Annotated in this window: 25 protein-coding genes; 10 read left to right on the top strand and 15 right to left on the bottom strand. The window is 36.1% G+C overall.

The window, feature by feature from the left end:
• Positions 1-467: 467 nt before the first annotated feature.
• A complete protein-coding gene (locus ACWPVO_RS00200; protein ID WP_412428227.1) occupies positions 468-1,202 on the bottom strand; it encodes a gamma-glutamyl-gamma-aminobutyrate hydrolase family protein in 735 nt (244 codons plus the stop codon).
• A gap of 131 nt (positions 1,203-1,333) precedes the next feature.
• Between ACWPVO_RS00200 and ACWPVO_RS00195 the strand changes: the two genes are divergently transcribed.
• Positions 1,334-2,668, top strand: coding sequence for an MATE family efflux transporter (locus ACWPVO_RS00195; RefSeq protein WP_454205753.1), 1,335 nt, complete (start codon positions 1,334-1,336; stop codon positions 2,666-2,668).
• Between the two features lie 85 nt (positions 2,669-2,753).
• Here the strand turns inward: ACWPVO_RS00195 and ACWPVO_RS00190 are convergent, their stop codons facing one another.
• Positions 2,754-3,632, bottom strand: a complete 879-nt coding sequence (locus ACWPVO_RS00190) for a DegV family protein (RefSeq protein WP_454205751.1) — start codon at positions 3,630-3,632, stop codon at positions 2,754-2,756.
• Between the two features lie 237 nt (positions 3,633-3,869).
• On the opposite strand from ACWPVO_RS00190, the gene ACWPVO_RS00185 reads away from it, so the two are divergent.
• Positions 3,870-4,322 carry a nucleoside deaminase gene (locus ACWPVO_RS00185; protein ID WP_005955110.1) on the top strand — a complete coding sequence of 151 codons (453 nt, stop codon included), beginning with the start codon at positions 3,870-3,872 and terminating at the stop codon, positions 4,320-4,322.
• On the opposite strand, the gene ACWPVO_RS00180 is transcribed toward ACWPVO_RS00185, so the two are convergent.
• Both ACWPVO_RS00180 and ACWPVO_RS00175 read right to left on the bottom strand, forming a co-directional pair.
• Positions 4,296-4,847: a phosphatase PAP2 family protein gene (locus tag ACWPVO_RS00180; protein WP_250342592.1), complete on the bottom strand. Its 552-nt coding sequence runs from the start codon at positions 4,845-4,847 to the stop codon at positions 4,296-4,298. The genes ACWPVO_RS00185 and ACWPVO_RS00180 overlap by 27 nt on opposite strands.
• Positions 4,848-4,898: 51 nt before the next feature.
• A complete protein-coding gene (locus ACWPVO_RS00175; protein WP_454205748.1) occupies positions 4,899-5,138 on the bottom strand; it encodes a CDIF630_02480 family spore surface protein in 240 nt (79 codons plus the stop codon).
• A gap of 163 nt (positions 5,139-5,301) precedes the next feature.
• Between ACWPVO_RS00175 and ACWPVO_RS00170 the strand changes: the two genes are divergently transcribed.
• Positions 5,302-7,038 carry an ABC transporter ATP-binding protein gene (locus ACWPVO_RS00170; RefSeq protein ID WP_454205746.1) on the top strand — a complete coding sequence of 579 codons (1,737 nt, stop codon included), beginning with the start codon at positions 5,302-5,304 and terminating at the stop codon, positions 7,036-7,038.
• A complete protein-coding gene (locus ACWPVO_RS00165; protein WP_454205744.1) occupies positions 7,025-8,869 on the top strand; it encodes an ABC transporter ATP-binding protein in 1,845 nt (614 codons plus the stop codon). Before ACWPVO_RS00170 ends, ACWPVO_RS00165 begins: the two co-directional genes overlap by 14 nt.
• A 51-nt stretch (positions 8,870-8,920) precedes the next feature.
• Here the strand turns inward: ACWPVO_RS00165 and ACWPVO_RS00160 are convergent, their stop codons facing one another.
• From ACWPVO_RS00160 to ACWPVO_RS00150, 3 genes are read right to left on the bottom strand one after another with little or no spacing between them, the layout of a single operon-like run.
• On the bottom strand, positions 8,921-9,571 hold the full coding sequence (locus tag ACWPVO_RS00160) for an ABC-2 transporter permease (protein ID WP_454205742.1): 651 nt from the start codon (positions 9,569-9,571) through the stop codon (positions 8,921-8,923).
• Positions 9,568-10,410 (bottom strand): ABC transporter ATP-binding protein, encoded by an 843-nt coding sequence (locus ACWPVO_RS00155; protein WP_005955407.1) that lies wholly within the window; start codon positions 10,408-10,410, stop codon positions 9,568-9,570. Before ACWPVO_RS00155 ends, ACWPVO_RS00160 begins: the two co-directional genes overlap by 4 nt.
• Positions 10,400-10,789 carry a GntR family transcriptional regulator gene (locus tag ACWPVO_RS00150; RefSeq protein WP_057257277.1) on the bottom strand — a complete coding sequence of 130 codons (390 nt, stop codon included), beginning with the start codon at positions 10,787-10,789 and terminating at the stop codon, positions 10,400-10,402. Before ACWPVO_RS00150 ends, ACWPVO_RS00155 begins: the two co-directional genes overlap by 11 nt.
• Before the next feature lie 108 nt (positions 10,790-10,897).
• On the opposite strand from ACWPVO_RS00150, the gene ACWPVO_RS00145 reads away from it, so the two are divergent.
• Positions 10,898-11,314, top strand: a complete 417-nt coding sequence (locus ACWPVO_RS00145) for a hypothetical protein (protein ID WP_454205740.1) — start codon at positions 10,898-10,900, stop codon at positions 11,312-11,314.
• Positions 11,315-11,335: 21 nt separating this feature from the next.
• The gene (locus tag ACWPVO_RS00140) at positions 11,336-12,736 is read left to right on the top strand and encodes a phospholipase D family protein (protein WP_454205738.1); all 1,401 of its coding nucleotides are present in this window, start codon (positions 11,336-11,338) and stop codon (positions 12,734-12,736) included.
• A 50-nt stretch (positions 12,737-12,786) separates the two neighbouring features.
• On the opposite strand, the gene ACWPVO_RS00135 is transcribed toward ACWPVO_RS00140, so the two are convergent.
• The 6 genes from ACWPVO_RS00135 to ACWPVO_RS00110 form a co-directional block, all read right to left on the bottom strand.
• Positions 12,787-13,248 carry a hypothetical protein gene (locus ACWPVO_RS00135; RefSeq protein WP_454205736.1) on the bottom strand — a complete coding sequence of 154 codons (462 nt, stop codon included), beginning with the start codon at positions 13,246-13,248 and terminating at the stop codon, positions 12,787-12,789.
• Between the two features lie 6 nt (positions 13,249-13,254).
• The gene (locus tag ACWPVO_RS00130) at positions 13,255-13,524 is read right to left on the bottom strand and encodes a metal-sensing transcriptional repressor (protein ID WP_005955077.1); all 270 of its coding nucleotides are present in this window, start codon (positions 13,522-13,524) and stop codon (positions 13,255-13,257) included.
• Positions 13,521-16,274: a heavy metal translocating P-type ATPase gene (locus ACWPVO_RS00125; protein WP_454205733.1), complete on the bottom strand. Its 2,754-nt coding sequence runs from the start codon at positions 16,272-16,274 to the stop codon at positions 13,521-13,523. The genes ACWPVO_RS00130 and ACWPVO_RS00125 overlap by 4 nt, the downstream gene beginning before the upstream one ends.
• Positions 16,275-16,476: 202 nt before the next feature.
• A complete protein-coding gene (locus tag ACWPVO_RS00120) occupies positions 16,477-17,520 on the bottom strand; it encodes a Fic family protein (protein WP_454205731.1) in 1,044 nt (347 codons plus the stop codon).
• A gap of 228 nt (positions 17,521-17,748) precedes the next feature.
• Positions 17,749-18,384 (bottom strand): hemerythrin domain-containing protein, encoded by a 636-nt coding sequence (locus ACWPVO_RS00115; protein WP_412277070.1) that lies wholly within the window; start codon positions 18,382-18,384, stop codon positions 17,749-17,751.
• Positions 18,385-18,392: 8 nt separating this feature from the next.
• Complete coding sequence (locus tag ACWPVO_RS00110; RefSeq protein WP_454205729.1) at positions 18,393-19,391, bottom strand: threonine aldolase family protein; 999 nt, start codon at positions 19,389-19,391, stop codon at positions 18,393-18,395.
• An 87-nt stretch (positions 19,392-19,478) separates the two neighbouring features.
• Here ACWPVO_RS00110 and ACWPVO_RS00105 point away from each other — a divergent pair, with 87 nt between their 5' ends.
• Positions 19,479-20,558, top strand: a complete 1,080-nt coding sequence (locus ACWPVO_RS00105; protein ID WP_454205727.1) for a pyridoxal phosphate-dependent aminotransferase — start codon at positions 19,479-19,481, stop codon at positions 20,556-20,558.
• A complete protein-coding gene (locus ACWPVO_RS00100; RefSeq protein ID WP_454205725.1) occupies positions 20,559-21,992 on the top strand; it encodes a TraB/GumN family protein in 1,434 nt (477 codons plus the stop codon).
• A 70-nt stretch (positions 21,993-22,062) separates the two neighbouring features.
• Here ACWPVO_RS00100 and ACWPVO_RS00095 read toward each other — a convergent pair whose 3' ends face one another.
• Both ACWPVO_RS00095 and ACWPVO_RS00090 read right to left on the bottom strand, forming a co-directional pair.
• Positions 22,063-22,341, bottom strand: coding sequence for a hypothetical protein (locus ACWPVO_RS00095; RefSeq protein ID WP_454205723.1), 279 nt, complete (start codon positions 22,339-22,341; stop codon positions 22,063-22,065).
• Positions 22,342-22,394: 53 nt separating this feature from the next.
• Complete coding sequence (locus ACWPVO_RS00090; RefSeq protein WP_454205721.1) at positions 22,395-23,639, bottom strand: L-cysteine desulfidase family protein; 1,245 nt, start codon at positions 23,637-23,639, stop codon at positions 22,395-22,397.
• A 172-nt stretch (positions 23,640-23,811) separates the two neighbouring features.
• Between ACWPVO_RS00090 and ACWPVO_RS00085 the strand changes: the two genes are divergently transcribed.
• Together ACWPVO_RS00085 and ACWPVO_RS00080 are read left to right on the top strand one after the other, a co-directional pair.
• Entirely contained in the window at positions 23,812-24,219 is a 408-nt protein-coding gene (locus tag ACWPVO_RS00085) for a DUF2752 domain-containing protein (protein ID WP_005955180.1), read from the top strand.
• Positions 24,220-24,222: 3 nt separating this feature from the next.
• Positions 24,223-24,879 carry a zinc ribbon domain-containing protein gene (locus tag ACWPVO_RS00080; protein WP_270675831.1) on the top strand — a complete coding sequence of 219 codons (657 nt, stop codon included), beginning with the start codon at positions 24,223-24,225 and terminating at the stop codon, positions 24,877-24,879.
• The last annotated feature ends 18 nt before the right edge of the window (positions 24,880-24,897 follow it).

The raw sequence follows: 24,897 nt of genomic DNA, 5'->3' as shown, positions 1-24,897 counted from the left end.
AAAAATAAATAAAAATCTAGGATTTTTTTATTCAATAATATGTTTTTTTATTATTAGGAGGGGGAGTAATACCCATTCGGGCACGCAGGGGTCCTTGGAATGACTCTTTCCCCCTCCTAAAACCTCCCCCCAATCCCAACGGCCTGGCAGGGGCCTTCCATTACAAAATAAAAATAAGACAGCCTAAATAAAAAAGGTACACAAATTATCGCAAGCTTCAATTTGCGAACTTACCTAACACCATTTTTTAAACAAAATGGGTTAGGTAATGTCACTCGCTTCGCTCAAACAATTGGATTTTTTACGGCTGTCTTTTATTTTTATTTTTTTATAGAATAAGATCTCGTTTGAAATAATATGAATCTGTATTAATTACAATTTACATATAAAACTTTTATAAAATAAAATCATAATTCTAGATTGCGTTAATTAATTTAATAACAAAAAAATATCAAAAATTTATAAACTCACTTGCAAGCTTCAATAAATTTTTCAAAAATCATATTCATTTCCTTGTCGTCGTACATCATTTCTGGGTGCCATTGGACTGCAAGGGCAAATTTTTTGTCCTCTAAGTAAACTGCTTCTATTAGGCCTTCTTCTGATAGGGCTGCCTTCTTTAGTCCCCTACCAAGTTCGTTTATGCCTTGGTGGTGGTAGGAGTTAGTCCAGATTTCTTCTCTTTTAAAAATATCAAAAAGTGGAGTGTCTTCTAAGACCTTAAGCTCATGTGATGGTTCGTTTCTTAGCGAATTACTCATTGAGTGAGCTGGGAAACCTGCTGATGGTAGGTCTTGGTGGATAGTTCCCCCAAGTGTAACGTTTAAGATTTGAAGTCCCCTACAAATTCCCAAGAAGGGGATGTCCTTTTCAAGGGCATATTCTGTCATAAAGATTTCTTCGTGGTCTCTTATGTTGTCGAACTTGCCAGCCTTGCCAGAGTTTCTCTCGTTGTAAGTCCTTGGATTTACATCGTGACCACCTGATAAAAGTAGGCCGTCAATCTTATCTAAAACTATTCTCATGTCTTCCATAGTCTTTATGTTTGGAATTAAAATTGGAATCCCGCCATTCCTTTCAACTGCCCTAATATAATCTGCTGCTATAAGTTGCCAGTCTTGACCTTCTACTCCAATTTGTCCAACGTCATTTTGAGAAATATCTCTTAGTGAGTTAACAGAAATTCCTATAATTGGTTTCATAATCTTCCTCCCTCTATTTATTAAACTCATTATAACAAAGACTTATAAAAATTGTAATAGAATAACTTATAGTCTAGCTTCGTTGCCTAAAAAAATATATTAATATATAATCAATACGTTAGAGGTGTTTTATGAGTTTAAATAAACAATTTTTTAAGTTTGTAATCCCATCAATTATTGCCATGTGGGTCTTTTCTATCTACACAATCGTAGACGGATTTTTTGTTGCAAACTTCGCCGGTGAGTTGGAGCTATCGGCTGTAACAATAGTTGTTCCCTATGTGAACTTCTTGTTTGCAATTGCAATTATAACTGGTGTGGGATCACAAACCATTATAGGAATAGAGCTGGGCAAGGGCAACAGGGACGAGGCCAACAAGGTCTTTACCTTTATAATTTTATTTATCCTTAGCTTTTCAATAATACTTGCCCTTATTGGAATAATTTTTATGAATCAAATAATAAGTTTTTTGGGAGCAGACTCAACTTTATTTCAGCTTTCTCATGATTACTTATCTGTCATTGTATTCTTTTCGCCCTTCTACATCATCGCCTATGCCTTTGAGGTCTTGGTAAAGGTAGACGGCTTTCCTAAGACTGCAATTATTGGCGCCGTTTCAGCCTGCCTTACAAATATAGTCCTAGACTATGTTTTAATAGATAAGTTTCAATTGGGTGTAAGGGGAGCTGCCCTTGCAACAGGTATTGCACAATTCTTGTCATGTTTCATATTTTTTATCCACTTCAGAGCTGCCAAGGGTTACCTTCGTTTTGTAAAGATAAAAATGGAATTTAAAGAAGTCCTTCATTATCTAAAGACGACTGTTATCTATGGATTTGGAGAATTTATCTCTGAGCTAAACACAGCAACTTTTGTCTTTATCTTTAACCTCTTTATAATAAAATATCTTTCACCTGAATACCTTTCTGCCTACGCAGTTATAAACTACATGTCCCTCTTTGCCAACTCAACCTTCCAAGGAGTTTGCCACGGGACCCTACCCCTTCTCTCCTACTATCACGGATCCAGGGAAAGGGATAAGTCTATAAAAATTATTAGGATGAGCTTTATCTTCGTCTTTATAATTTCTGTAATTATGTATTCCATTGCCTACTTTGGGGCAGAAAGCCTCTTCAATATGTTCTTAGAGAACAAGAATATGATTTCTTCCTCCATAAGACCAATGAGGATCTACGCCCTTATGTATTTATTAGCAGGTCAAAACTTGTTTATTGCATCCTTATCATCAGCCATTGGAGAGCCTCAGTATTCCATTATCATAAATATTTTGAGGGGATCAGTATCCCTATTCATCTCCATTTATTTAATGGTCCACCTCTTTGGAGTGAGATTCCTCTTCTTTGGAGCAGGAGTGTCAGAGCTAGTGGTGTTTGTCATTGCCCTCTACTCCCTAAAGAAGATGCTAGATAAGTCTGCTTTAAGACTTAAAGAAGGATACGAATGATAAATATTAAAAAAGGAAGTCACGCGACTTCCTCTTTTTTTGCAAATTTTTATTATTTTTTCGTCTTTAGTTTTTAATGCTTATCTCAACCTAAAAACTTTTTAAATTTCTCTGGTATGTTTTCAGAAAGGTAGGCTAGGCCAAAGATGTCTGGTCCAACGTGGGCTGCTATAGTTTGTCCTATTTCAAGAGGAAGGAACTTGTGGTGTCCCCTCTCTTCTAATTTTTTTATAAGTGGATCAAGGACTTTTATGTCGTCAGCATATACTGGAAAGACAGTATCAGATCCATCTGATGTTGTTCTTTCTTCTATCATCTCCATCATCTTCTTGTAGGACTTGTTCTTGCCACGAACCATTTCTGATACAAAGAGTTTTCCCTCTTGGTCTACTTCTAGTATTGGAAGAATGTTTAATACGCTTGAGATTTTTGCCTTGGTCTTTGAAACTCTTCCTCCCTCGTAAAGATATTTGAGGTCGTAAACTGTGAAGATGTGCTTAGTTTTTTCCACCAAAAATTTAAGTAGGTCTAGGACTTCATCATAAGTCGCTCCATTTTTGGCAGCTAGTCCAGCAAAGTAAGTTATTTGTCCAAAACCAACTGAAGCTGCAAGTGAATCAACTACTTCAACTCTTATGTCATACTTTTCTTCAATTTCTCTTTTTGCCATGCAGGCATTTTGATAGGTACCACTTAGGCCTGAAGATAGGGTTAGGGCAATGATGTCTTTGCCTTCCTTTGCAAATTCTTCAAACTTCTTGAAGTAGTCATAATAAGTTAACTGGCTTGTCTTAAAAAATGCGCCCTCTCTCATCCTCTTATAGATTTCTTTGTTAGTAAGGTCCTCTGGAAGGTCTTCGCCCTTTTCATCAGTTCCCTTTATTCTCAAAACTTTTACGTCTAAGTTGTTTAAAGTTTCTTTATCTAAATCACATGAGGAGTCGGATATTATTTTAAAAGTCATTTGTCCCTCCTGCTGGTTTCCAGCTCTTATATTTCAAAAATAATTTTATTTCGAATAAATATTCTAAATCTTTTTTTGCTAAGTTTTTAAATATAATTTCCTTTATATCTTTATTTTTAAGAAAATATTATTACTTTTAATATTATAACATAGGCTTAATTTTTCATATATTATTTTATTGGAATAAATCTAACTACAATCAACTTAAATTTTTCTTTAATTTGATATAATAATTTTATGGAAATTAAATTTATGAAAGAGGCCCTCCGCTATGGTCGCAGGTCTCTCTTATCAGATGACGTGCCCATTGGATGTGTCGTTGTTAAAAATAATAAAATAATTGGATATGGTTACAATAAAAAAGAGGACTTAAAGAATCCCACAGCTCACGCAGAGATAATGGCAATATCTATGGCAGCAAGGCACCTAAATTCTTATCATCTTGAAGGCTGCGACATCTACGTTACTCTTGAGCCCTGCCTAATGTGTGTTGGTGCAATTTTAAATGCTCGCATAAAAAATTTATATTTTGGGGCTCGCAACAAGAGGTTTGGCGCTGTGGTTTCTCACCAAAAAATAGAAAAACTCATAACTAATCACAGGATTAATTATGAGTATGGTATCTTGGAAAGAGAATGTGCAAGTTTAATCACTGGCTTTTTCTCAGACCTTAGGAAGAGGTCCAAATAAGAAGGGTAGATTTACTTGCATAAAGTCTAATAAAAATTTGTCGTAATAGTTCTTTGTGGCAAGGGCGATAAGTATTCCAATAATTGCCCCTATGATTACGTCGCTGGGATAGTGAACGAAGTGGTAGATCCTTGAAAAAGCAATTAGGGCTGCTATCACAAGGAAGAAGATCCCCATCCCCCTGAAGTAGAAGTAAATTGTTACTGCTGCAGCAAAGGATGATGATGCGTGACCTGATGGAAAAGAAAAGTCTGTGGGATCCTTTATAAGGAGTTCCACCTTTGTTATCCAAGAGGGTCTCTTTCTCTTTAAAATATTCTTTAATAAAAGATTGCAAACTATGCCGTTAAAGATTAGGGCAAGTATTACATTTATGCTCTCAATCCTAAAGCCCAGGTAGAAGAGGATGTAAACTGTAAAAAGCCAAATTGCTCCCCCAGTTCCCAGGTGGGTTATGGCAATCATATACCTATTTAAGACTTCGTTCCTTATGCCAAGGAGCCAGTTTAAAAATTTGCTATCCATTAAAACTCCTATAATTTTTTACAAAAAAAGGCCTATCACTAGGCCATGAAATTACATTCTGTTTTCGTTGTCAACCCATTCTTTTGCTTCTTCAACTGATTCTTCTGTTGGAATTTCAATTCCTGTTTCAGGATCTTGTCCTTCAGTCTTTGCATATAGGTCAGAATCTGGTCTATCTTCAGGTTTGATTTCTTTTTGTTGGTCCATATTAGCTTTCATTTCTTTCTTCTTTGCATCAGAAAGAGTTTTTGAGTTTTCAATTAAATCTTTTTCTTTTTTATTGTCTGTCATGTTATCCCTCCATTTGTTTGATACTTATATAGTATTACAAATTTCTAATAATTACAAATTAATAAGAGTTTCTTAAAAATTTTAAGTTTAAAATTTTAATTTAGCTTTAGCTTTTAATTTTTGGGTAATTGTTTAATGTTAAATATGTATTAGGAAGTGTTATATGTTAAAAGTTGTTTTCGATAATCTAGGCGAGTATAAAAAGTATGCAGTGCTCTCGCCTTTTTTTGTTTTGCTAGAGGTCTTGATGAATGCATCAATCCCCTTCTTCATGACAAAGATAATAGACCAGGGGATCTTGATAAATTCCTCTCACAATATAATTAGATACGGAATAATTTTATTTATAGCAGCAGGAATCTCCCTTGCCACAGGAGTGATCTCGGGCTATCTTGCCACAAAGGCATCAAGTGGTCTTGCAAAAAATATGAGGGCTTCTATGTTTAAAAACATAACAGACTTTTCCTTTGATAACATGGAAAAGTTTAAGTCAGGTTCTCTTATCACTCGTATGACAACTGATGTCCAAGCTGTGCAAATGGCCTTCCAAATGACTATAAGGATGGCAATTCGTTCCCCCCTTACTCTTATCTTTTGCTTTATCATGTCCTTTAGACTTTCAAGGGACCTGGCTCCAACTTTTGTAATTATTATTCCCCTCATTGGCATTGGGATGGGACTTATTATAAAGGGAGCCTATCCAATTTTTGAAAAAGTTTTTAAGATTACAGACAAGCTTAACACCGACGTGTCGGAAAACTTATCTGCCATCCGTGTGGTTAAGTCCTTTGTAAAAGAAGATAAGGAAATCAAAAAGTTTAATGAAGTTTCTAACGACCTTCAAAATAATTACATCAAGGCATCCAAGCTCCTTGCCTTTGCAAACCCACTTATGAATTTTTCAACCTATCTCATGGCAATTTTAATTGCCTGGTTGGGAAGTCACTTCATTGTGGCTGGCAAGATGACAACTGGAGCCTTGACAGGTCTTGTGACTTACGCAATTCAAATTCAAATTTCACTTCTTATGTTGTCAATGATTCTCGTTCAGATTACAATTGCGAGAAACTCCATAAGACGTATAAATGAAGTTATTGCAACTAGACCTTCTATTGTTAGCCCAGATGACCCTATTAAGGAAGTAAATAATGGAGAAATTATCTTTGACGATGTCTTTTTCTCCTACTCTGGCGACCTAGACAAGTCTGTCCTAAAAAATATTAATCTAAAGATAAATTCTGGCGACTATGTGGGTATGATTGGTCCAACAGGATCTGGTAAGTCCACACTTATTAGCCTAATTGCAAGACTTTTTGACCCAACAAGTGGGACTGTCTATGTTGGAGGAGAAGACCTTCGCGACTATGACCTTCCTGCCCTTCGTGACCAAGTCTCTGTGGTCCTACAAAAAAACCAACTCTTCACAGGTACCCTTCGTGAAAATCTAAAGTGGGCTGGCGACGACCTTACTGATGAAGAACTAAAAGAAGCCCTCTACATTGCATCTTGTGATGACTTCATTGACCCTGAAAAAGACCTGGACATGAAGGTCCAAAGGGGTGGGACTAACTTCTCTGGTGGTCAAAGGCAAAGAATTTCTATTGCCAGGTCAATCCTAAAAAATCCAAAGATTTTGATTATGGACGACTCAACTTCTGCCCTCGACAACAAGACTGAAGAGAAAATAATTTCTTCCTTGAATAAATTAAGACCAGATATGACAAAGATTTTGATTTCACAAAAGATCAAGTCCCTAAAGAACACTGACTACACCCTAGTCCTTGACCTTGGAGAAATTGAATCTATTGGAAGACATGAAGAACTTATAGAAAAGAGTCCAATCTATAGGGAAATTAACGAAACTCAAGAAAGTGACGGTGATTTTGATGCAGAAGAATAAGACAAAAATTACATCTCCAGAAAACAAGCAGGCAGCAAAAAAATTATTCTCCTTTATCTTTAAAAGGCATAAGTTTAAGCTCCTAGGAGTTGCTCTCATGGTAATAATTTCATCTCTTGCCACAATTTCTGTGTCACTTTTTATGAGGTTTTTAATTGACGACTACATTATGCCCTTGGTAAATAGTTCAAACCCGGACTTCTCTAACTTGTTATCCATGCTAATTAAGATGGGAATATTTTTGGCAATTGGAGTTATCTGCTCCTTCACCTACTCAAGACTTATGGTTGCAATATCTGAATCAACTCTTGGGGAAATGAGAAAGACTATGTTTAAGAAGATGCAGGCCCTACCTGTCTCCTACTTCGACCAAAATAGTCACGGAGACATAATGTCCTACTACACAAATGATGTCAGGGCCCTTGGGGAAATGATAGCCCAGTCCTTCCCATCCTTTGTGTCATCTGCCATGACAATTATCATGGTCCTAATCGCCATGTTTTCACAATCCTTCTTCTTGTCACTTATAATAATTTTGACAGTGGGACTTATGATTTTTACCATGAATACAATTGGGGGCAAGTCCTCTCACTTCTTCTTGAACCAGCAAAAATCTCTTGCCAAGACTAATGGCTACATCGAAGAGATGATTGACGGCCTAAGAGTTGTAAAGGTCTTCAACCACGAGGAAGCTTCAAGAGAAGACTTTAGGCTAATTAACGAAGAACTCATGGAAAATACCATGATCGCCAACAGGCTGGGCCTCTTCCTCTTCCCAATAATTTTTGGAATTGGAAACTTCCAATATATTCTCTTTGCCCTAATCGGTGGCCTTATGGCAGTTCATGGTGGCTTTGGGATAACAGTTGGTGTTGTTGCTTCCTTCCTACAACTTTCAAGGACTCTTACAGGTCCCATGGGACAAATTGGTGGCAACATAAACTCTGTAGTCCTTGCCATAGCAGGTGCCAGAAGAATTTTTGACTTCCTTGAAGTTGAGCCAGAAAACTACTCTGGCGAAGTTGAAAAAGTTGTAAAAGTTGTCGACGGAGAAGAAAAATATTATTGGCATGACCTAAAGACTGATGAGTACAGAGAACTCTTGGGAGACATTCGTTTTAAAAATGTTGACTTCTCCTACGATGGAAAAAATAAAATCCTAAAAAATATAAATCTCTATGCAAAACCAGGCCAAAAGGTTGCCTTTGTTGGAGCAACAGGTGCCGGCAAGACAACTATTACCAACCTCATAAATAGGTTTTATGAAATCGACAGGGGCGAAATTACCTTTGATGGCATAGACATTAGGAGGATTAGGAAGGACCACCTTCGTTCATCCCTTGGCATGGTCCTCCAAGATACCCACCTCTTTACAGGTACTATTGCAGAAAATATAAATTACTCTGTGGAAGATGTTGACATGGATAAGACCCTTGCAGTAGCAAAGAGGACCAAGGCCCACGACTTTATCAAGAACCTAAAGGATGGCTACGACACCATAATAAGTGGCTCAGGTGGCGAACTATCCGAAGGACAAATGCAGCTTCTTTCTATTGCAAGAGCTGAAATCTACAATCCACCAGTTATGATCCTAGATGAGGCAACATCATCAATTGACTCTCGTACAGAAAAAATTGTCCAAGAGGGTATGGACCAAATCATGAAGGGGAGAACAAGCTTTGTAATTGCCCACAGGCTCTCAACAATTATGAACTCAGACGTAATTATCGTATTGGAAAATGGTGAGATAGTCGAAAGAGGCGATCATGCTGACCTACTTGAACAAAAGGGAATTTATTACAAGCTCTACACAGGTGGCTTCGACGAATAAAGTTTTACAAAACAAAAAGGTGCTGGATTTTTTCCAACACCTTATTTTTTTTTAGAAATCTCTATTTTTATAAAATTTTTCTGAAAGCTTTATCGAAATAGAAATTATTGTAAAAATTATAAATAGGATAATTAAAAGGCTTATTAATTTATTATTTGTCATTAAATTAAGTAGATCTTTTAAATAATTTCTGAAGGTCGTACTTAACAAAGAAATTAGAGCAATTACCACAAAACTAATAGCTGAAAGTGTCTTTGCCTTTTTGTATCCATACTTAAAGTAAAGGGGATACTGCATAGAAATCAAAAAAACAAAAACTATAAAGAAAGACCCGACAATTGGAAGGACAATTTTTATATCAAATTTCACAAAAAATGATGCTACAATTGAAAATATTAGTCCTATAATTATAGCTGCCATAAATAAAATTAAGGCAAAGGCATATCTTCCTTTCACAACTTTATCTCCCTTTATGCCAAAAATTTTGTAAAGTGAATCTATACCAGCTTCGTCTCCCACAAGAAAAGGATAAGAGGAATACATCATGGCAAACAATAGGGGCATTGAGATTGCTATTAGTGGATTTTTCGTCATAAAAAAGTAAACTAAATAGAGTATAAGCATTATTAAAAGATTTTTTATTGTGAAATAGGGCTTAATTGAAATATAATCCAGCCTCATAATTTTTTTAATGTCCTTCATTTCTTCCTCCCATATAAAACTAAAATTTTATTTATATCTGGATTTTCAAGAATTAATTCATCTGGAATTTTTTCTCTATCTATATTTTTTACAAGGGCTTCAAAGGAAATGTCTGAAGATTTTATGCCAAGAAGATCAAAATCTTTTAAAAGTTCTCTATCTTCTTCCCCTCCCTTTAAAACAAAATATTTTTCCAGAAAATCTTCTTTACTAGAATTTTCGACAATCTTTCCTTGGTCGATAAAAATTATATAATCGGCAATCCTGTCCAAGTCTTCAGTGATATGTGTGGAAAAAAGCACTGTGTTATTTTCATCTTCTACAAAGTCTTTTAAAATATCTGTTAGTTCATCTCTCATACTTGGGTCAAGTCCACTTGTTGGCTCATCTAAAATCAAGAGATTTGCCTGGTGAGAAAGGGCTATAGAAAACATAAGCTTTATTTTCATTCCACGAGAAAGCTCTTTAACTTTTTTATTTTTTTCAATGCCAAAATTTTTGATATATGAAAAAAATTTATCTTCCTGCCAATTTTCATAGCCACACTTCATTGCCTCATTGACCATGGAAATTTTCCAGTCTTTTGACAAGAAGGAATCGTCCATAATTATCCCCACATCTTGAAGATAATTTAAATTCCTTGCATCTTCTCCGTCCACAAATACTTCTCCATCATAATTTATTAAGGACAAGAGAGATTTTATAGTTGTTGTCTTTCCCATTCCATTTTTTCCAATAAATCCAGTGATATATCCCTTTTTTATTTCAAAGGAATTTTTTCCCAAGACAAAATTGTCATAGGTCTTTTTTAAATTTTTAACTTCAATTTTATTCGTCATAGTCCAAACCCTCCTTGTATAAAAATTCAAATAATTCCAAAATTGTTTCCTTGTCTAAATCTAAATCGGCTGATAATTTTATGGCTTCTTGCAAGTGATTTTCCAATTCCTTTTGTAATTCTTCTCTCTTGACCTCTGAGTCCTTACTGGCCACAAATGTTCCAAGTCCCTGCCTAGACTCAACAAATCCTTCTTCTTCTAGTTCGTCGTAGGCCTTTTTTACTGTCAAGATGCTTACCTTTAAGTCCTTGGAAAGAGTCCTTACAGAAGGAAGCTGTTCTCCTTCTCCAACCTTGTTTTTTAAAATGTTTTCTTTTATAGCATTCTTTATCTGTTCATAAAGAGGAATTGAGGATCCATTTATTAAAATAATTTTCATTTTGCCTCCTTGTTACATAACACTATATAACAGTCTATAACACTTGTCAATTATTTTAATTTTTTTATAAATATTTTTGATATAATAGGGGAAAAGGAGGGCTTATTGATGGCTAAGAAGGACTTAAGAAATAAAAAGAATATGGCTTTTATAATTTTTGCAATCTTAATAATATTTTCCACTTGCTTTTATCATTTAAAGCTAAGAAAGCCTGACGCCTATGTGACTATGGACCCTCTCACAGTGCAGTTTCACTTCACTGGCTACGATGGATCTGGCAAGGCTGAGATAAAAATCCTTGAATATCCAAAAATTGTAAGTTTAAAAAATGAGAAGGACAGGGAAGATATAGAAAAGATTCTTCATAATCCAAGCATTGAGTGGAGCAAAAATGAAAATTTGAGAAACGGTGATGAAATTTTTTATTATCTTAGATATCCTCATACAGGAAAATATAATATTAAATTTGATAGAGATTATGGAAGTACTGGGACGAGGGTCCAAGACCTAATTCCCACAAACTGATTTTAATTTTTGGAGAAGATTTTGAAAAAGAAAAAGAAAATTATGATACTTATTTTACTACTTATTATTATTCCAATTATATACAGCTTAAATACAAAAAATCCACCTGGCACCAACCTGTCATCTGACTTTAATGATGCCGACTGCGAATTTTTGTATGACTTGACCTACTTAAAGGATGGAAAGAGACTTCACGAGAAGAGGATCTTTAAGCGTGAGATGGACCTTATTAAAAATTCCAAGGACTTTCTAATGGTGGACTTCTTCCTCTTTAACGACGAGTTCCCTGATACAATGAATTTCCCAAATCAAGTGGAAGAGATGACGGACCTCTTAATTGCAAAGAAGAAAGAAAATCCTGCCATGCCAATTTTATTTGTCACAGACCCCATAAATAATTTTTACGGGGCTTATGAAGAAGATAATCTAAAGAGGCTTCGTGAAAATGGAATTGATGTGGTAGTTACTGACTTAAATAAGATGCGTGACTCCAATGCCCTAGTCTCTGGCTTTTACAGGGCCTACCTCCAGTGGTTTGGGACATCTGGTGGCGGCTGGATCAAAAACTTTTTTGACAAGGATGCCGACAAGGTAAATATTAGGTCAATTTTAAAACTTGCCAACTTCAAGGGCAACCACAGGAAGGTTTTGATTTCAGAAAAGGAAGCCCTAGTTGCATCGGCAAACCCCCACGATCCATCAGCCCACCATTCCAACGTGGCAATGGTCTTTCGTGGCAAGTCTATGGAGGATTTAATTAAGTCTGAATCTATATTTTTTGACAAATTACCTAGTGTAATAGAAAACTTTAAGGCAGAAGAAGTCACTTCTCCCTACAAGTTAAAGGTCATCACTGAAGGAAAAATTTATGATGAAATTTCAAAAAATATTAAGGAAACAAAGAAGGGTGACGAGATAAATCTTGGAATCTTTTATCTTTCAGAATTTAGGATTTTAAGAGAGCTAGGCGAGGCTTCTAAGCGTGGCGTCGATGTAAAAATCATTGCAGACCTCAACAAGGATGCCTTTGGTCTTGAGAAAAATGGATCACCCAATAGACCTGCCCTAAGCGAATTAAAGGAAGACTATCCAGACATAAATATTCGCTGGTACCAAACATCTGGCGAGCAGTTCCACACAAAATTTATTTACTTCGACTTCAAGGACAGGAACCCCCTTGCCATACTTGGATCAGCCAACTACACAAGGAGAAACTTGGATAACTTTAACCTTGAGACCAACCTTGCTATTGAAATGGAAAAAGATTCTCCTATGGCAAAGGAGATGAAGGACTACTACGCAAGAATTTGGAATAATAAGGGCGGAGATTACACTCTTCCTATCGAAGACTTTTATGAAAGTAGATTTTTCATGAGAATCCTCTGGAAGATACAAGAAAAGACAGGCCTCTGCACCTGGTAAAATTTTAAATATTAAAAAATCACGGTAAAAATATTTCTACCGTGATTTTTTTATTTGTCTATTATATACTTTATCTCCGAAATTAAATCCTTATCTGATAAGAGTGTAGGACCTTCTTGGTTGCCAAGCTTTCCATAGAAAGAATAGTGAAATTTATTGGTATCTCTATCTCTTTCTGAGTCGTACATATAAATTGTATCTTCCTCATCTTTATTGTGAAAATTGATTAATAAACTTTTATAACCTGGGATTGAAGCATAGGAATATCTCTGGTCCACAACTTTACAGTTTCCCAAGAGACTTATTATCTCTCCTAACTTTTCTTCATTGTTTTCAGAAGAAAAAATCTCTCTTGTAGTCATTTTTTCTTCATCTGCAATTACTTCCACGCTTAAAGATTCAAATTTATAAACTTCTCCAGTGGAAAATTTTATCTCATGACTTTCGTCCTTCTTGCAAGCTGTTAGAAAAATTAAGACCACAAACAAATAAAATATTTTTTTAAATTTCATAAAAACCTACTTTGACAACTTGTTTATTATTGTATTAATCTCTTCGATTTTCTCGTCAATTTCTTCCTGGCTCTTGGAGTAGGAGTCTTTGACACACCCCCTTAGGTGGGCTGTCAGGACATCCTTGTTGATGTTTTTTAGGATGGAGATTGATGCCATGAGCTGGTTGGATACGTCTAGGCAGTACCTGTCCTCTTCAACCATTTTTATCAAGCCATCAATTTGTCCCCTGACAGTCTTTAATTTCCTAAGTTGGACTTCCTTGTCTGCTCTCATTTTTCTATTTTTGCAGAAAAACCAGCATCTTCAACTGCCTTAACAAGGACTTCATCTGCAAGGTCCTTGTCAAGTTCTACCCTTGCCTTCTTGTCATCAAGGCTTACATCAGCTTCTCTTACTCCATCAAGACCTTCAAGAGCTTTCCTTACTGATGCTACACAGTGTTTGCAAGACATTCCTTCAACATTTAAAATCTTTTCCATACTATCTTCTCCTTTATTTTTAATAATTTTATAACCTGCATCTTCAATGGCATTTTTTATTTCTTCTGGACTTAGACCTTGGTCTATAAATTCTACAGAAGAGTTTTCGTGGCTTGCCAGAATATTTTTTGCCTTGCCAGTTTTTTCTAGGGCATCGGCAACCCTCTTCTCGCAGTGGCCACACATCATGCCTTCTACTTCTATTCTAGTAATTTTTTCACTTTTTTCCAAATCTTTTTGCTTATCTACATTTTCTTTTTTGCTTGAAAAGTTTGATTCTTCCAAGGATCTTTTCACTCCCCTTGGCTTAAATCTTCTTAACCTCAAGGCATTGTTGACAACAAATACCGATGACATACTCATGGCAAAGGCTGCAAACATTGGGGAAAGTTTTATCCCAAAGGCTGGGAACAAAAGTCCTGCAGCAAGAGGAATTCCTATTGTGTTGTAGAAAAATGCCCAGAATAAATTTTCCTTTATATTTTTTATTGTTGCCTTGGAAAGTTCAAGAGCTGAAACAACATCTAAGAGGTCAGACCTCATTAGGACAACGTCTGATGACTCAATTGCCACATCTGTCCCATGACCTATTGCCATGCCTATGTCTGCCTTGGCAAGGGATGGGGCATCGTTGATTCCGTCCCCAATCATAAGGACCTTCTTGCCAGATTTTTGAATTTTGTCGATTTCCTTGTTCTTATCTTGTGGAAGAAGACCTGCAAGGGTTTCGTCAACTCCAATTTCCTTGGCGATTGCTTCTGCAGTTTTTTCATTGTCTCCAGTTAGCATAATAATTTTCTTGCCCATGCCTCTTAGGAGCCTAATTGCATCCTTTGATGACTTCTTAGGTAGGTCCTTGACAGAAATTATCCCCATGACTTCATTTTCATTGGCAAAGTACATGGAAGTCTTGCCCTCTCCTGCAAGTTCTTCTGCCTTAGCCTTAAAGCCTCTTAGGTCGATCTTTTCTTCAAGCATGTATTCAAGATTCCCAGCAAGATACTTTTTACCAGCGACCTCTCCATTTAGGCCCCTGCCACTAACTGAATTGAAGTTAGTGATTTCTTCTAAGTCTATATTCTTTTCTACAGCATAATTTAAAATTGCAGAAGCCAGTGGATGTTGAGAATTTTTTTCTAGTGACCCAGCAATTTTTAAGAATTCAGCTTGGTCTAGATCTGTCACAATATCTGTTAGGATTGGCTTGCCTTCTGTAATAGTACCAGTCTTATCCATTACAATGACATCGATCTTGTGGAGATTTTCTAATACTTCCGCATTCTTAAATAGAAGTCCAAAGTCAGCAGACTTGCCTGTTGCCACCATTATTGAAACTGGAGTTGCAAGTCCCAAGGCACAAGGACAAGAAATAACTAGGACAGAAATTGCAAAGTTAAGGGCATTTTCAAATCCGTAGCCAAGTGCCATCCAGATACCAAAAGTTGCAGCAGCTATAAGTAGGACTGCTGGAACAAAAACTCCCGCAATTTCATCTGCCAACTTGGCTATAGGAGCCTTGGACTGGTTAGCCTCGTCCACCAACTTTATAATTTGAGATATTGTTGTGTCCTCGCCGACTTTTTCTGCTTGGAACTTAAAGGATCCCGTTGTGTTAATGGAAGCCGAGATTACCCTGTCGCCCACAGACTTTTGGACTGGGATAGACTCGCCAGTAACTGCCGATTCATCAAGGGACGATGCACCTTCTATGACCTTGCCATCAACTGCCACAGATTCTCCAGGCCTTACTAGTAAAATATCTCCAACCCTTACATCTTCAATATTTTTTACGACTTCCTTGCCATCTTCTATAACTGTTGCCATCTTTGGGGCAAGGTCCATTAACTTTGCAAGAGATGACCTTGTCTTGTTCTTAGATTTTTCTTCCAAGTATTTCCCAACAGTTATAAGGGTCAAGATCATGGCTGATGACTCAAAGTAGAGATTGTGCCTGTAGGCATCTACAAGCTCCATGTCTCCTTGGCCAAATCCATAAGCCATCATGTAAATGGCAAAGATTCCATAGACAAGGGCTGCCAAGGACCCAATGGCAACAAGGCTGTCCATGTTGGGTGCCCTGTTCTTGAGGCCCTTAAATCCAGAGATGTAAAAGTCCCTGTTGATGTAAACAACTGGAAGGGCCAAGAGAAATTGCGAAAAGGCAAAAATTACTGCCCCTTCTCTTCCATGAAAGACCCCTGGAGTTGGCAAGTGGACCATGTGACCCATGGCAATATACATGAGGATTAGCATAAAGATGCTAGAAGAGATTAGCCTATTCTTAAGAGCTCTCTCCCTGTCATCCACTGGTCCATCCTGGCTTTTTATTTTTTCTCCAGCTGGACTTGCACCATAGCCAATTTTTTCCACAGCTCTTATAATTTCTTCATCATTTATTTTATTTTCATCAAAATTAACCTTCATTGAGTTGGTCATGAGGTTGACGTTGGCATTGCTTACGCCATCAAGCTTTTCTACAGCCTTGGTTACATTGGCGACGCAAGCAGAACAAGTCATCCCCCTGACATCAAATTTCTTTTCCATATTACCTCCCATACCCCCCTAGGGGTGTTCTCTATTTTTATCTTAACACTAAGAGAATTTTTTTACAAGTTTTTGATATGACTTCTTAATATACTTAAAAATCACATAATTTTTCTTCTTTTTATGAGCAAAATTTATTTTTATGGGATAAGTTTTCTAATAAATAAAAAAAGGATAAGAGTTTAATCTTATCCTAAATAAATTATTTTTTTGTATAATAGGTTGCCTTTCCAATACCATGTCTCTCAATTATATCTTTTTCTAATAATTCTTTTAGAGATTTTTCTACAGAGGACTTACTAATTTCTGGAGCAAGCTCCATTATTTCACTCTTGGTAAATTTTCCAATTTTTTTATCAATAGCATTTAAAACTTGATCAAGTGCTGATAGCTTTGTGTCGAAAATATTTACTCTGTCTTCAAAATCTCTATAGGCAGCAAGTATAATAGCCAAAATATATTTTATAAAATATGTTGTATCTTCACTATTTTCATACCAATTTACACCACTTTTTTCCAGGGCAAGATAGTAATTTGTCTTAGTTTTTTCTATTTTTTCTTCAAGACTTATATATCTCCCTACAACATATCCTAATTTGTATAACAACAAAGTTGTTAAAAGCCTTGACATCCTTCCATTCCCATCGTTGAAGGGGTGAATGCACAAGAAGTCGTGGATGAAAATTGGAATTAATATGAGAGGGCTTATTTCTCCCTCGTCAATTTCTCTATTGTACTCTTGACATATTTTTTCAATTGCTTGTGGAGTTTCAAAAGGGTCAAGAGGCTTAAACCTAACTATAGTCTCCCCATCTTTTTTTGTTTCTGAAATATAATTTTGCGAATTTTTATATTTTCCACCAATTGATTTATTTGAAAATTTGTAGAGGTCTCTATGAAGTTGCAAAATTATTTTTGAATTTATTGGGATATAATCAAAAGATTCATGAATTGTAGAGAGAACTTCCTTGTAACCTAGTATTTCTTCTTCATCTCTATTTTGGGGAGCAACTTTTTTCTTAACTAAGTCCTTTATTCTGGAATCAGTAGTTCTTATTCCCTCAATTTCATTAGAACTTTGGGTACTCTGTATAATAGCAAGTTCTACTAGATTATCGAGAACTGTGGGCTTCTGACTTAAGTATAATTCTTGCCTTCCCTTATACTCGCTAATTTGTGAAATATAATTTAAGATTTCGGCATCCCATTTTTTTTCTTTCAATAAACTGTAATCAAATTTACGCATAAAAACCTCTCCATTCGCATAAATTATACCATGTTTTATGCGAAAAAAATTTTTTTATGGGGAAATTTTATCCTACGGAAGGATATCAATGCAAAAGGAATAATATAAAGCCTTCATCGGAACAATAAAAAATGGTCTAGCCAAAGCTAAACCATTTTACTTTTAAATATTTTTACACTCCCCAGTGCTACTCCTATTTATTTTTTTAAATCTTATACTTCCCAAGACTTACATCTTAAATAGAATTTCGTTTTCTATATAGATGTGTCTTCTCATATCCTCGTCAAGTTCTCCCATAAGCTTGTTGAGCTCCTTGATTTCTGGCTCTTCTGCGTTCATCTTGTAGTCACGAGTTAGGTACTTGAGCCTGTCAAAGAGACCAATAGTCTTTTCGTGTTCTGCAAGTAGGTTTTCAAAGTCAACCTTCTTGCCTGCAAGGGCATCTTTGAATTCATACTCTTCTTCGCTGGAAAAGTGTGAAACGAGTTCTGCCTTGATAAGAAGAAGGACTTCATATATTACGAAGAGTTGCTCTCCTCTTTCCCTGTAGTATTTTTTAATTGCTCCCCTAAAGATTTCGTCAATTTTTTCTGTTGTAGCAAGTTCTTGTGGATGAATTTCTTCTACAATGTAGTTGATTATCTCTTCCTTAGACATCTTCCTAACCCTGTCCATGTCCTTGAAGTCAGCTTGACCTTCAACTTTTTTGATAAATAGGTCATAGTTTTCTCCTAGAGACTTTAGGGCATCTTCAAGGCTTTCCATAGCTATAAAGTCGTATTCTCCCCCAAGCTTTTGGATTTCCTTTAAGACTTTTGGGTTTTCCATTACTGCAGCTTCAACTGTCATATTTCTTTCTAACATAATTCCTCCTAATTATTTATAGAATTTAAAAATCCTCTTACTTCCTCTTCACTTGTCCTGTAATTTGTCACAAGTCTAATAATAGACTCCTTGGCATTTTCTATTTCAAAAATATTTTCTTCTTTCAATTTTTCAATTTCTTCTGGGCTAAATTTTATAAAAACTTGGTTGGATTCAGCAAAGACTGGGTCCCTTCCCAGGTCCTTTAGACCTTCAACTAAAAGTCTTGACATGTCATAGGCCCTCTTGGCATTTTCATAATAAAGTCCATCTTGGAATAAAACCTTGAAGGACAAGCCAATTAAGAAGGACTTTGCCATCATGGCTCCCCTTTGTTTCAAGTAATACCTAAAATCTTTTTTCAAGTTTTCATCTAAAATCACTAGGGCTTCACCAAAGATTGCCCCGTTTTTTGTTCCACCAATGGAAAAAATATGAGAATACTTGGCGTAGTCAGATAAGCTACTAGAATTTACAGCCATGGCATGGGCAATTCTTGCCCCATCAATATAAAGATACAAATTTTTTTCCTGGCAGACTTCATAAATTTCTTTGATTTCATCTATTGTATAAACTGTTCCCACTTCAGTAGTTTGAGAAATGTAGACAACTTTTATCCTTACATCAATTTCTCCTGGCTGGTCATCGATAATTTGTCTAATTTCATCAGCCCTTAACTTGCCATCAGATGTCTCTAGCGTCACAACCTTGTGTCCTGTGGCTTCGATAGACCCAGTCTCGTGGTGGGTTATGTGGCCAGTCGATGCAGATAAAACTGCCTCATAGGGTCTTAGACCAAAGGTCGTTGCCAAAATATTTGTAGCAGTCCCTCCAGACACAAACTCAATGTCTGCTTCTCTTCCAATTTCTCTTAAAATTAAGTCTCTAGCTTCATTTGATATTTCATCAGTCCCATAGCCCGAAACTTTTTTATCAAAAATCCTCTCTATCTCTTGGTAGATTTCCTTGGATCCAAAATCACTGTAGTCATTTCTAAAATTATTCATAAGCCACCTCACCCTCTTCTTACCCCTTATTATATAATATATGTAATTTTTTACCAAATAGGGTACAATAGGAAATGAGGTGTTATAATGAATAGTCACGGCGCAAATGTTTTTGAAATTGCGAAGGTCGAAGGCATAAAAATTGAAGACATTAGGGATTTTTCTTCCAATATAAATCCACTGGGACCATCTAAGAGGGCCCTTGAAAGTCTTAAAGAAAACTTAAATTTACTTTCAACTTATCCCGATGTGGACTATGTGGACTTAAGAAGAGCTATTTCTTCTTACGCATCTTGTGATGATAAAAATATTGTACTGGGACTTGGGTCTACAGAGATTTTAAGGGATGCAATTCACTATTTTGCTCCAAAAACTTCTATGATCCTATCGCCTTGTTACTCTGAGTATGAGAGTGAGTTAAGGAAAATTTCTTCCTACATAATTGAATACAATTTAGAAGAAAAAAATGATTTTAGAATAGATCTTGATGAACTTATAAAAACAATAAATCAAAAAAATATTGAGTTTTTAATTTTCGCTAATCCCAACAATCCTACGGGAACAATCTTAAAAAGATCTGAAATAGAAAGAATTTTGAAGGAAACTGAAGCCACCGTCTTGGTGGACGAAACTTATATTGAGTTCACAGACATGGAGACTTTTTCCTCATCATCTTTGACAAAGTCCTACGACAAGTTAATCGTCGTGAGGGGGACTTCTAAGTTCTTTGCCCTTCCTGGCATAAGACTTGGCTATGGACTCACATCAAATCATGGACTTTTGAAGTTTTTCAAGGACAAGGAAGTCCTCTGGCAGATTAATTCTGTGGCAGAAATCTGCGGCAAGGTCATGTTCTCCGATGAAGCCTATATGAGAGAAGTCCACGACTTTATAAGGACTCGCAGGGAAGGTCTTTATAAAGAACTTGCAGAGATCAAAGGCCTAAGGCCCTTCGAATCCTATGGCAATTTTATTTTGGTAAAGATTTTAAGGGGACCTGACGCAAGGATCCTTCGTGAGAAACTCATGAAAAAGGGTCTTGTAGTTAGAAACTGCGAAACTTTTAAAAATTTAGACAAATCATATTTTAGATTTTGCATCTTAGATGATGATGCCAATGAAAGACTAATAGAAAACCTAAGGGAAATTTACCAAGAGGTGAAATAAATGAAAAAAATAAAAAATCTACTTTTAAGCCTTGGTCTTATACCACTTTTAATAAGTCCAACCCTTGCAGCTGATGAGAAACTTGCTCCTCAAGTAGTTGAGATAAAGGTGGAAGAAGTTAAGGCAAATGCAGAAGATAAAAATCCACAAAATACCTTGGACAAAAAAATTGAGGAGGCCCACGAGGTCAAATCAAAATCAGATTCCAAGAAAAATCCATCGCCTTCCTACTCATCTTGGGCTGTTAAGGACCTTAGCGATGCCCAATTTATGGGAATCCTACCTGCCAAGACCTTTTATGAAGGAAGGGACTTTAGAAAAGCTGTGGCTCTTGAAGATGCAAGAGAAACTTACAAGCTTTCTAAAGATAAGCTTGAAAAAAGTGGACTAAAAACTGGTGGAGACTTTGCCTTCAAGGACCTAAGTCGCCTTGAAGTCTTAAATTCAATTTCAAAACTTTTAAATAAAAATGCCTTTGATATAAAGGACCTGAGAGATTCTAAAATATTCTTGGGCCCAGCTGACGAAAAATACTTAAAGGAAAAAATCCCCTTCCAGGAGATGATTTGCCTCTACAAGAGGGCTGTTAATAAGGTCCTCCAAGATGAGGGCAAGACTTCTAAGGGCTTCTTCTATGAAGTTAACAACAAGGGGAATAAAATTTACATGCTGGGATCTATCCACGTGGGCAGAGACTGGATTTATCCTATTGATGATGAAATTTTAAATGCCCTAAAGTCTTCCGACAAGCTCTTTATGGAAATTGACACTACAAACAAAAAAGAAGCTAAGAAGATGGAAGAAAAACTCTATTACAAGGATGGAAAAAACCTAAAAGATGACCTAGGCGATGAACTCTACGCAAGAGTCCTAAGAATCTTCAAGGGCTTTGGCTTAACTGAAGACAAGCTAATTAAGCTTAAGCCATGGGCAGTTTACAACACCCTATCTCTTGACCCAAGGCTTGATGCTCCTAAGGCTTCCTTTGGAGTTGAATCCTACTTTGTTGCCATGAGTCTCTTAAATAAAATTGAAATTGGGGAGCTTGAGTCCATGGAGTTTCAAGCAAATCTCCTTGCAAACTTTGACCAAGATGCCTATATAAAGATGATTGAATCTGTGACTAGCGAGATTGAACGAAATGGTTACAAGAATATAAATGAGGGAGTGGACAAGATGCTCCTTGCGTGGTCAGCTGGCGACAGGGACAAGATGAAAAAAATCCTTTCAAGGTCTGGTGATGAAGCTTCAGAAAAGTTTAACGAGGCCCTCTTAAGTGAAAGGGACAAAAATATGGCCAAAAAAATTGACGCCATGTTAAAGAAAGATGGCAAAAACACCTACTTCATCCTAGTTGGATCAGCCCACCTTGTACCAGAAAATTCTGTGACAGGAATTTTGAAAAATATGGGCTATGAAGTAATTGAAAAATAAAAATTTCTAAAAAAATAAGACGAGGTCATGAGACTTCGTCTTTTTGTGTGAATTTTTATAAAATTTAATCTTAATCTTCAATTGATTCTTGGATGCTTTTTATCTTTTTATAGAGCCTTCTTATCTCAGCCAGTCTTTTTCTATTATCTGCACCTGACTCTAGTTCAGCAAATTCTGTTTGAACATCAAAAGCAAGATCGAAAATCTCCTCACTTTCTTTTTCAATCTCATCAGCATGATCCAAAAGAAAATTCTCAGCTCTTCCTGTGCTTCTAACTGCATCACCATTCCTAAAGTTTTTTAAATCTTCTTCTATTTCCATTAAAAAATTATCAATGGCAGTAGCCATAACCTAGTCATCCCTTCATAGTATAAAATAAGTTTTTATTATCTTATAAAAATTTATTTGCCAATCATCTCTCTCAAGATAACTTCGTCTGTCTCCCTCATCCCTTCCATGGCAATGTGGCCCACAGTTTTTATCATCTCGTCTATGTCGCCCTTGACGATTCCGTCGCCTGCCTTAAAAGAATTGCCTTCCTTGGCTTGTTTATATGCCAAGAAGCCCATCTTTAGACTTGATGCAATTTTTATGGCACAGGATTCTTTGGCACCGTCACAAATTAGGCCAGAATTTGTTGCAAGAGCATTGGTTAAAGTTTCCTTGATTATATCCTTGTCCTCATCTTTCATAAAGGCAAGACCACAAACTGAAGCACAGCCTGCAGACACAACTCCGCAGTAGGCAGAAAGTTCGCCAATTCCTTCCTTGATATAAAGACCAATTAGGTTAGCAAAGATTAGCGCCCTGTAAAGTTTGTCTTTTGGAATGTCGTGGTCTTTGGCATAAATAATTATTGGGACAGAAACTGTAATACCTTGGTTGCCTGATCCAGAATTGATGACAACAGGCTTTTCACAGCCAGACATACGGGCATCTGACCCTGCAGCTGCGTAAGCTACAAGCTTTTCAGAATACTTGTCTCCTGCTTCTTCAAGGACCATCTTGCCAATATTTGCACCCCAAGGATTTTCGATTCCCTCCTTGGCAATGGCGTAGTTGTACTCAATTTCCTTGTCCAAAACATCAATAATGTCATCATAATTTCCATTTTTTGCAAAGTCATAAATCTTGTCAAAAGATAGGTCAATCTTATCTTCTTCCTCAAGCTCTTCTTCCTTTTTTTCAAAAAGAATTTCATCATTTAGACTTTCAAAAATAATATTTGTGTGGAAGTCCTTGATCACTACATGAGAAGTTTTTTCTCCTTTTTCCATGGATACGTCAATATAAAGACCCTTCTTCTCATGAAGAAGTTCTATGTCGCATAGTCCTTTTTTTATTAAATCGTCTAAGTATTCAAGCTTTGACTTGTCTACATCAGATAAGACTTCAAGTTTTTTTGTATAATCCCCTAAGAAGGCTCCAGCTGCAAGAGAAATTTCAATCCCCTTTCTCCCATCAGTACCTGGTACCTTGACGCTATTTACATTTTTTATAATATTGCCCGATAACCTGGCTGTGATTCTCTCTGGGTCTTCTCCTAGGATGAATCTTGCACGACTTGCTGCAAAAGCCAAGGCTATGGGCTCAGTACAGCCAAAGGCTGGTACCATTTTTTCCCTTAAATATTTATTATAGTCCATAAAAATCTCCTTATTTTTTCTCTATATTCATTATAACAAAATGAAATAAGCTTTTCCTATTATTAAATATATACTTTTAAATTTTTACCTATAATACTAAGAAATAGATTTTATAATTTTATTTGTGTATAATATCAATTAGGAAAACATTTTATACAAAGGAAATATCGCAGTGAAGAGAAATAAAAATAGCTTACTTGTTTTCATAATACTGGTAATTCTTATATATGGAATTCTACAAGTTTTTGGCATAACTTGCCCAATTAAATTTATAACTGGAGTGTCTTGCCCAGGTTGTGGTATGACTAGGGCTTATCTTAGTCTCCTAAGATTGGACTTCAAGTCTGCCTATTATTATCATCCCCTATTTGTTCTCCCAGCCCTTGGACTTATTATTTATATATTTAGGGACAAGTTCTCAAAAAAATTTTTAAGAGGACTAGAGATTTTCTTTGTTCTTGTGTTTTTAATTGTTTATGTTTTTAGGATGATGGACCCAAATGACACCATCGTTGTTTTTAGACCCTATGAATCCATCTTCTACAAGATTTTTAATTTTTTGAAAGAATTGATGAGGTGACTTATGTTTTGTATTAAGTGTGGCAACAGGCTGGACGAGCATATGAAGTTCTGCGACCAATGCGGTGCTCCTGTCCCAGTAGATCCCGACAAACTTGAGGCCAAAAAGGAAAATTTAAAGGAGTTTAAGCCTCCAATAATTGATGAGGATCCCATGGACCTAGTACCTGAGGAATTTGAAGAAAAGCCTTCTGAAAGCGAGAAAGTTAAAGAAGAAATTGCTGAAGAGATTAAGGAAGACTTGAGTCTTTCAAGAGAATCGCAAAAAGAAGAATTATTTAAGGAAGAAAAAGTTGAAAAAGTTGAAATAGTTGAGGCTCCAAAAATCTTAGATGCCCCTCTTGATGAAACTGTAAAAGTTCCAGAGATCTTAGATAGAGAAGAGGACAAGAATCCTCCAAAGCTTGAAGTTCATAAGGAGATAATAAGACCAAGTGAAGATTTAAAAGAAGATTCTTCACAAAAGCAAAGAGTAAAGGAAGAAAAAACTTATAAGGAAGACTTCACTTATAATAAAAAAGAAAATTATAAGCCAGAGGCAGGCTTAAGTCCTGTAAAAATAATTGCTCTAGTCTTTATGATTGTAACAGGTATTGCCTCTGTAACAACAATCCTTGCTTTCTTTGGATTTTTATTCTCATTTATAGGAGGTATTTTATAATGAGATTTCTAAATTTTT

This window comes from Peptoniphilus sp. Marseille-Q6390 (genome assembly GCF_965119475.1).
Note: the sequence above shows the minus strand (reverse complement) of the source record. Positions and strands in the feature narration are given on the sequence as shown.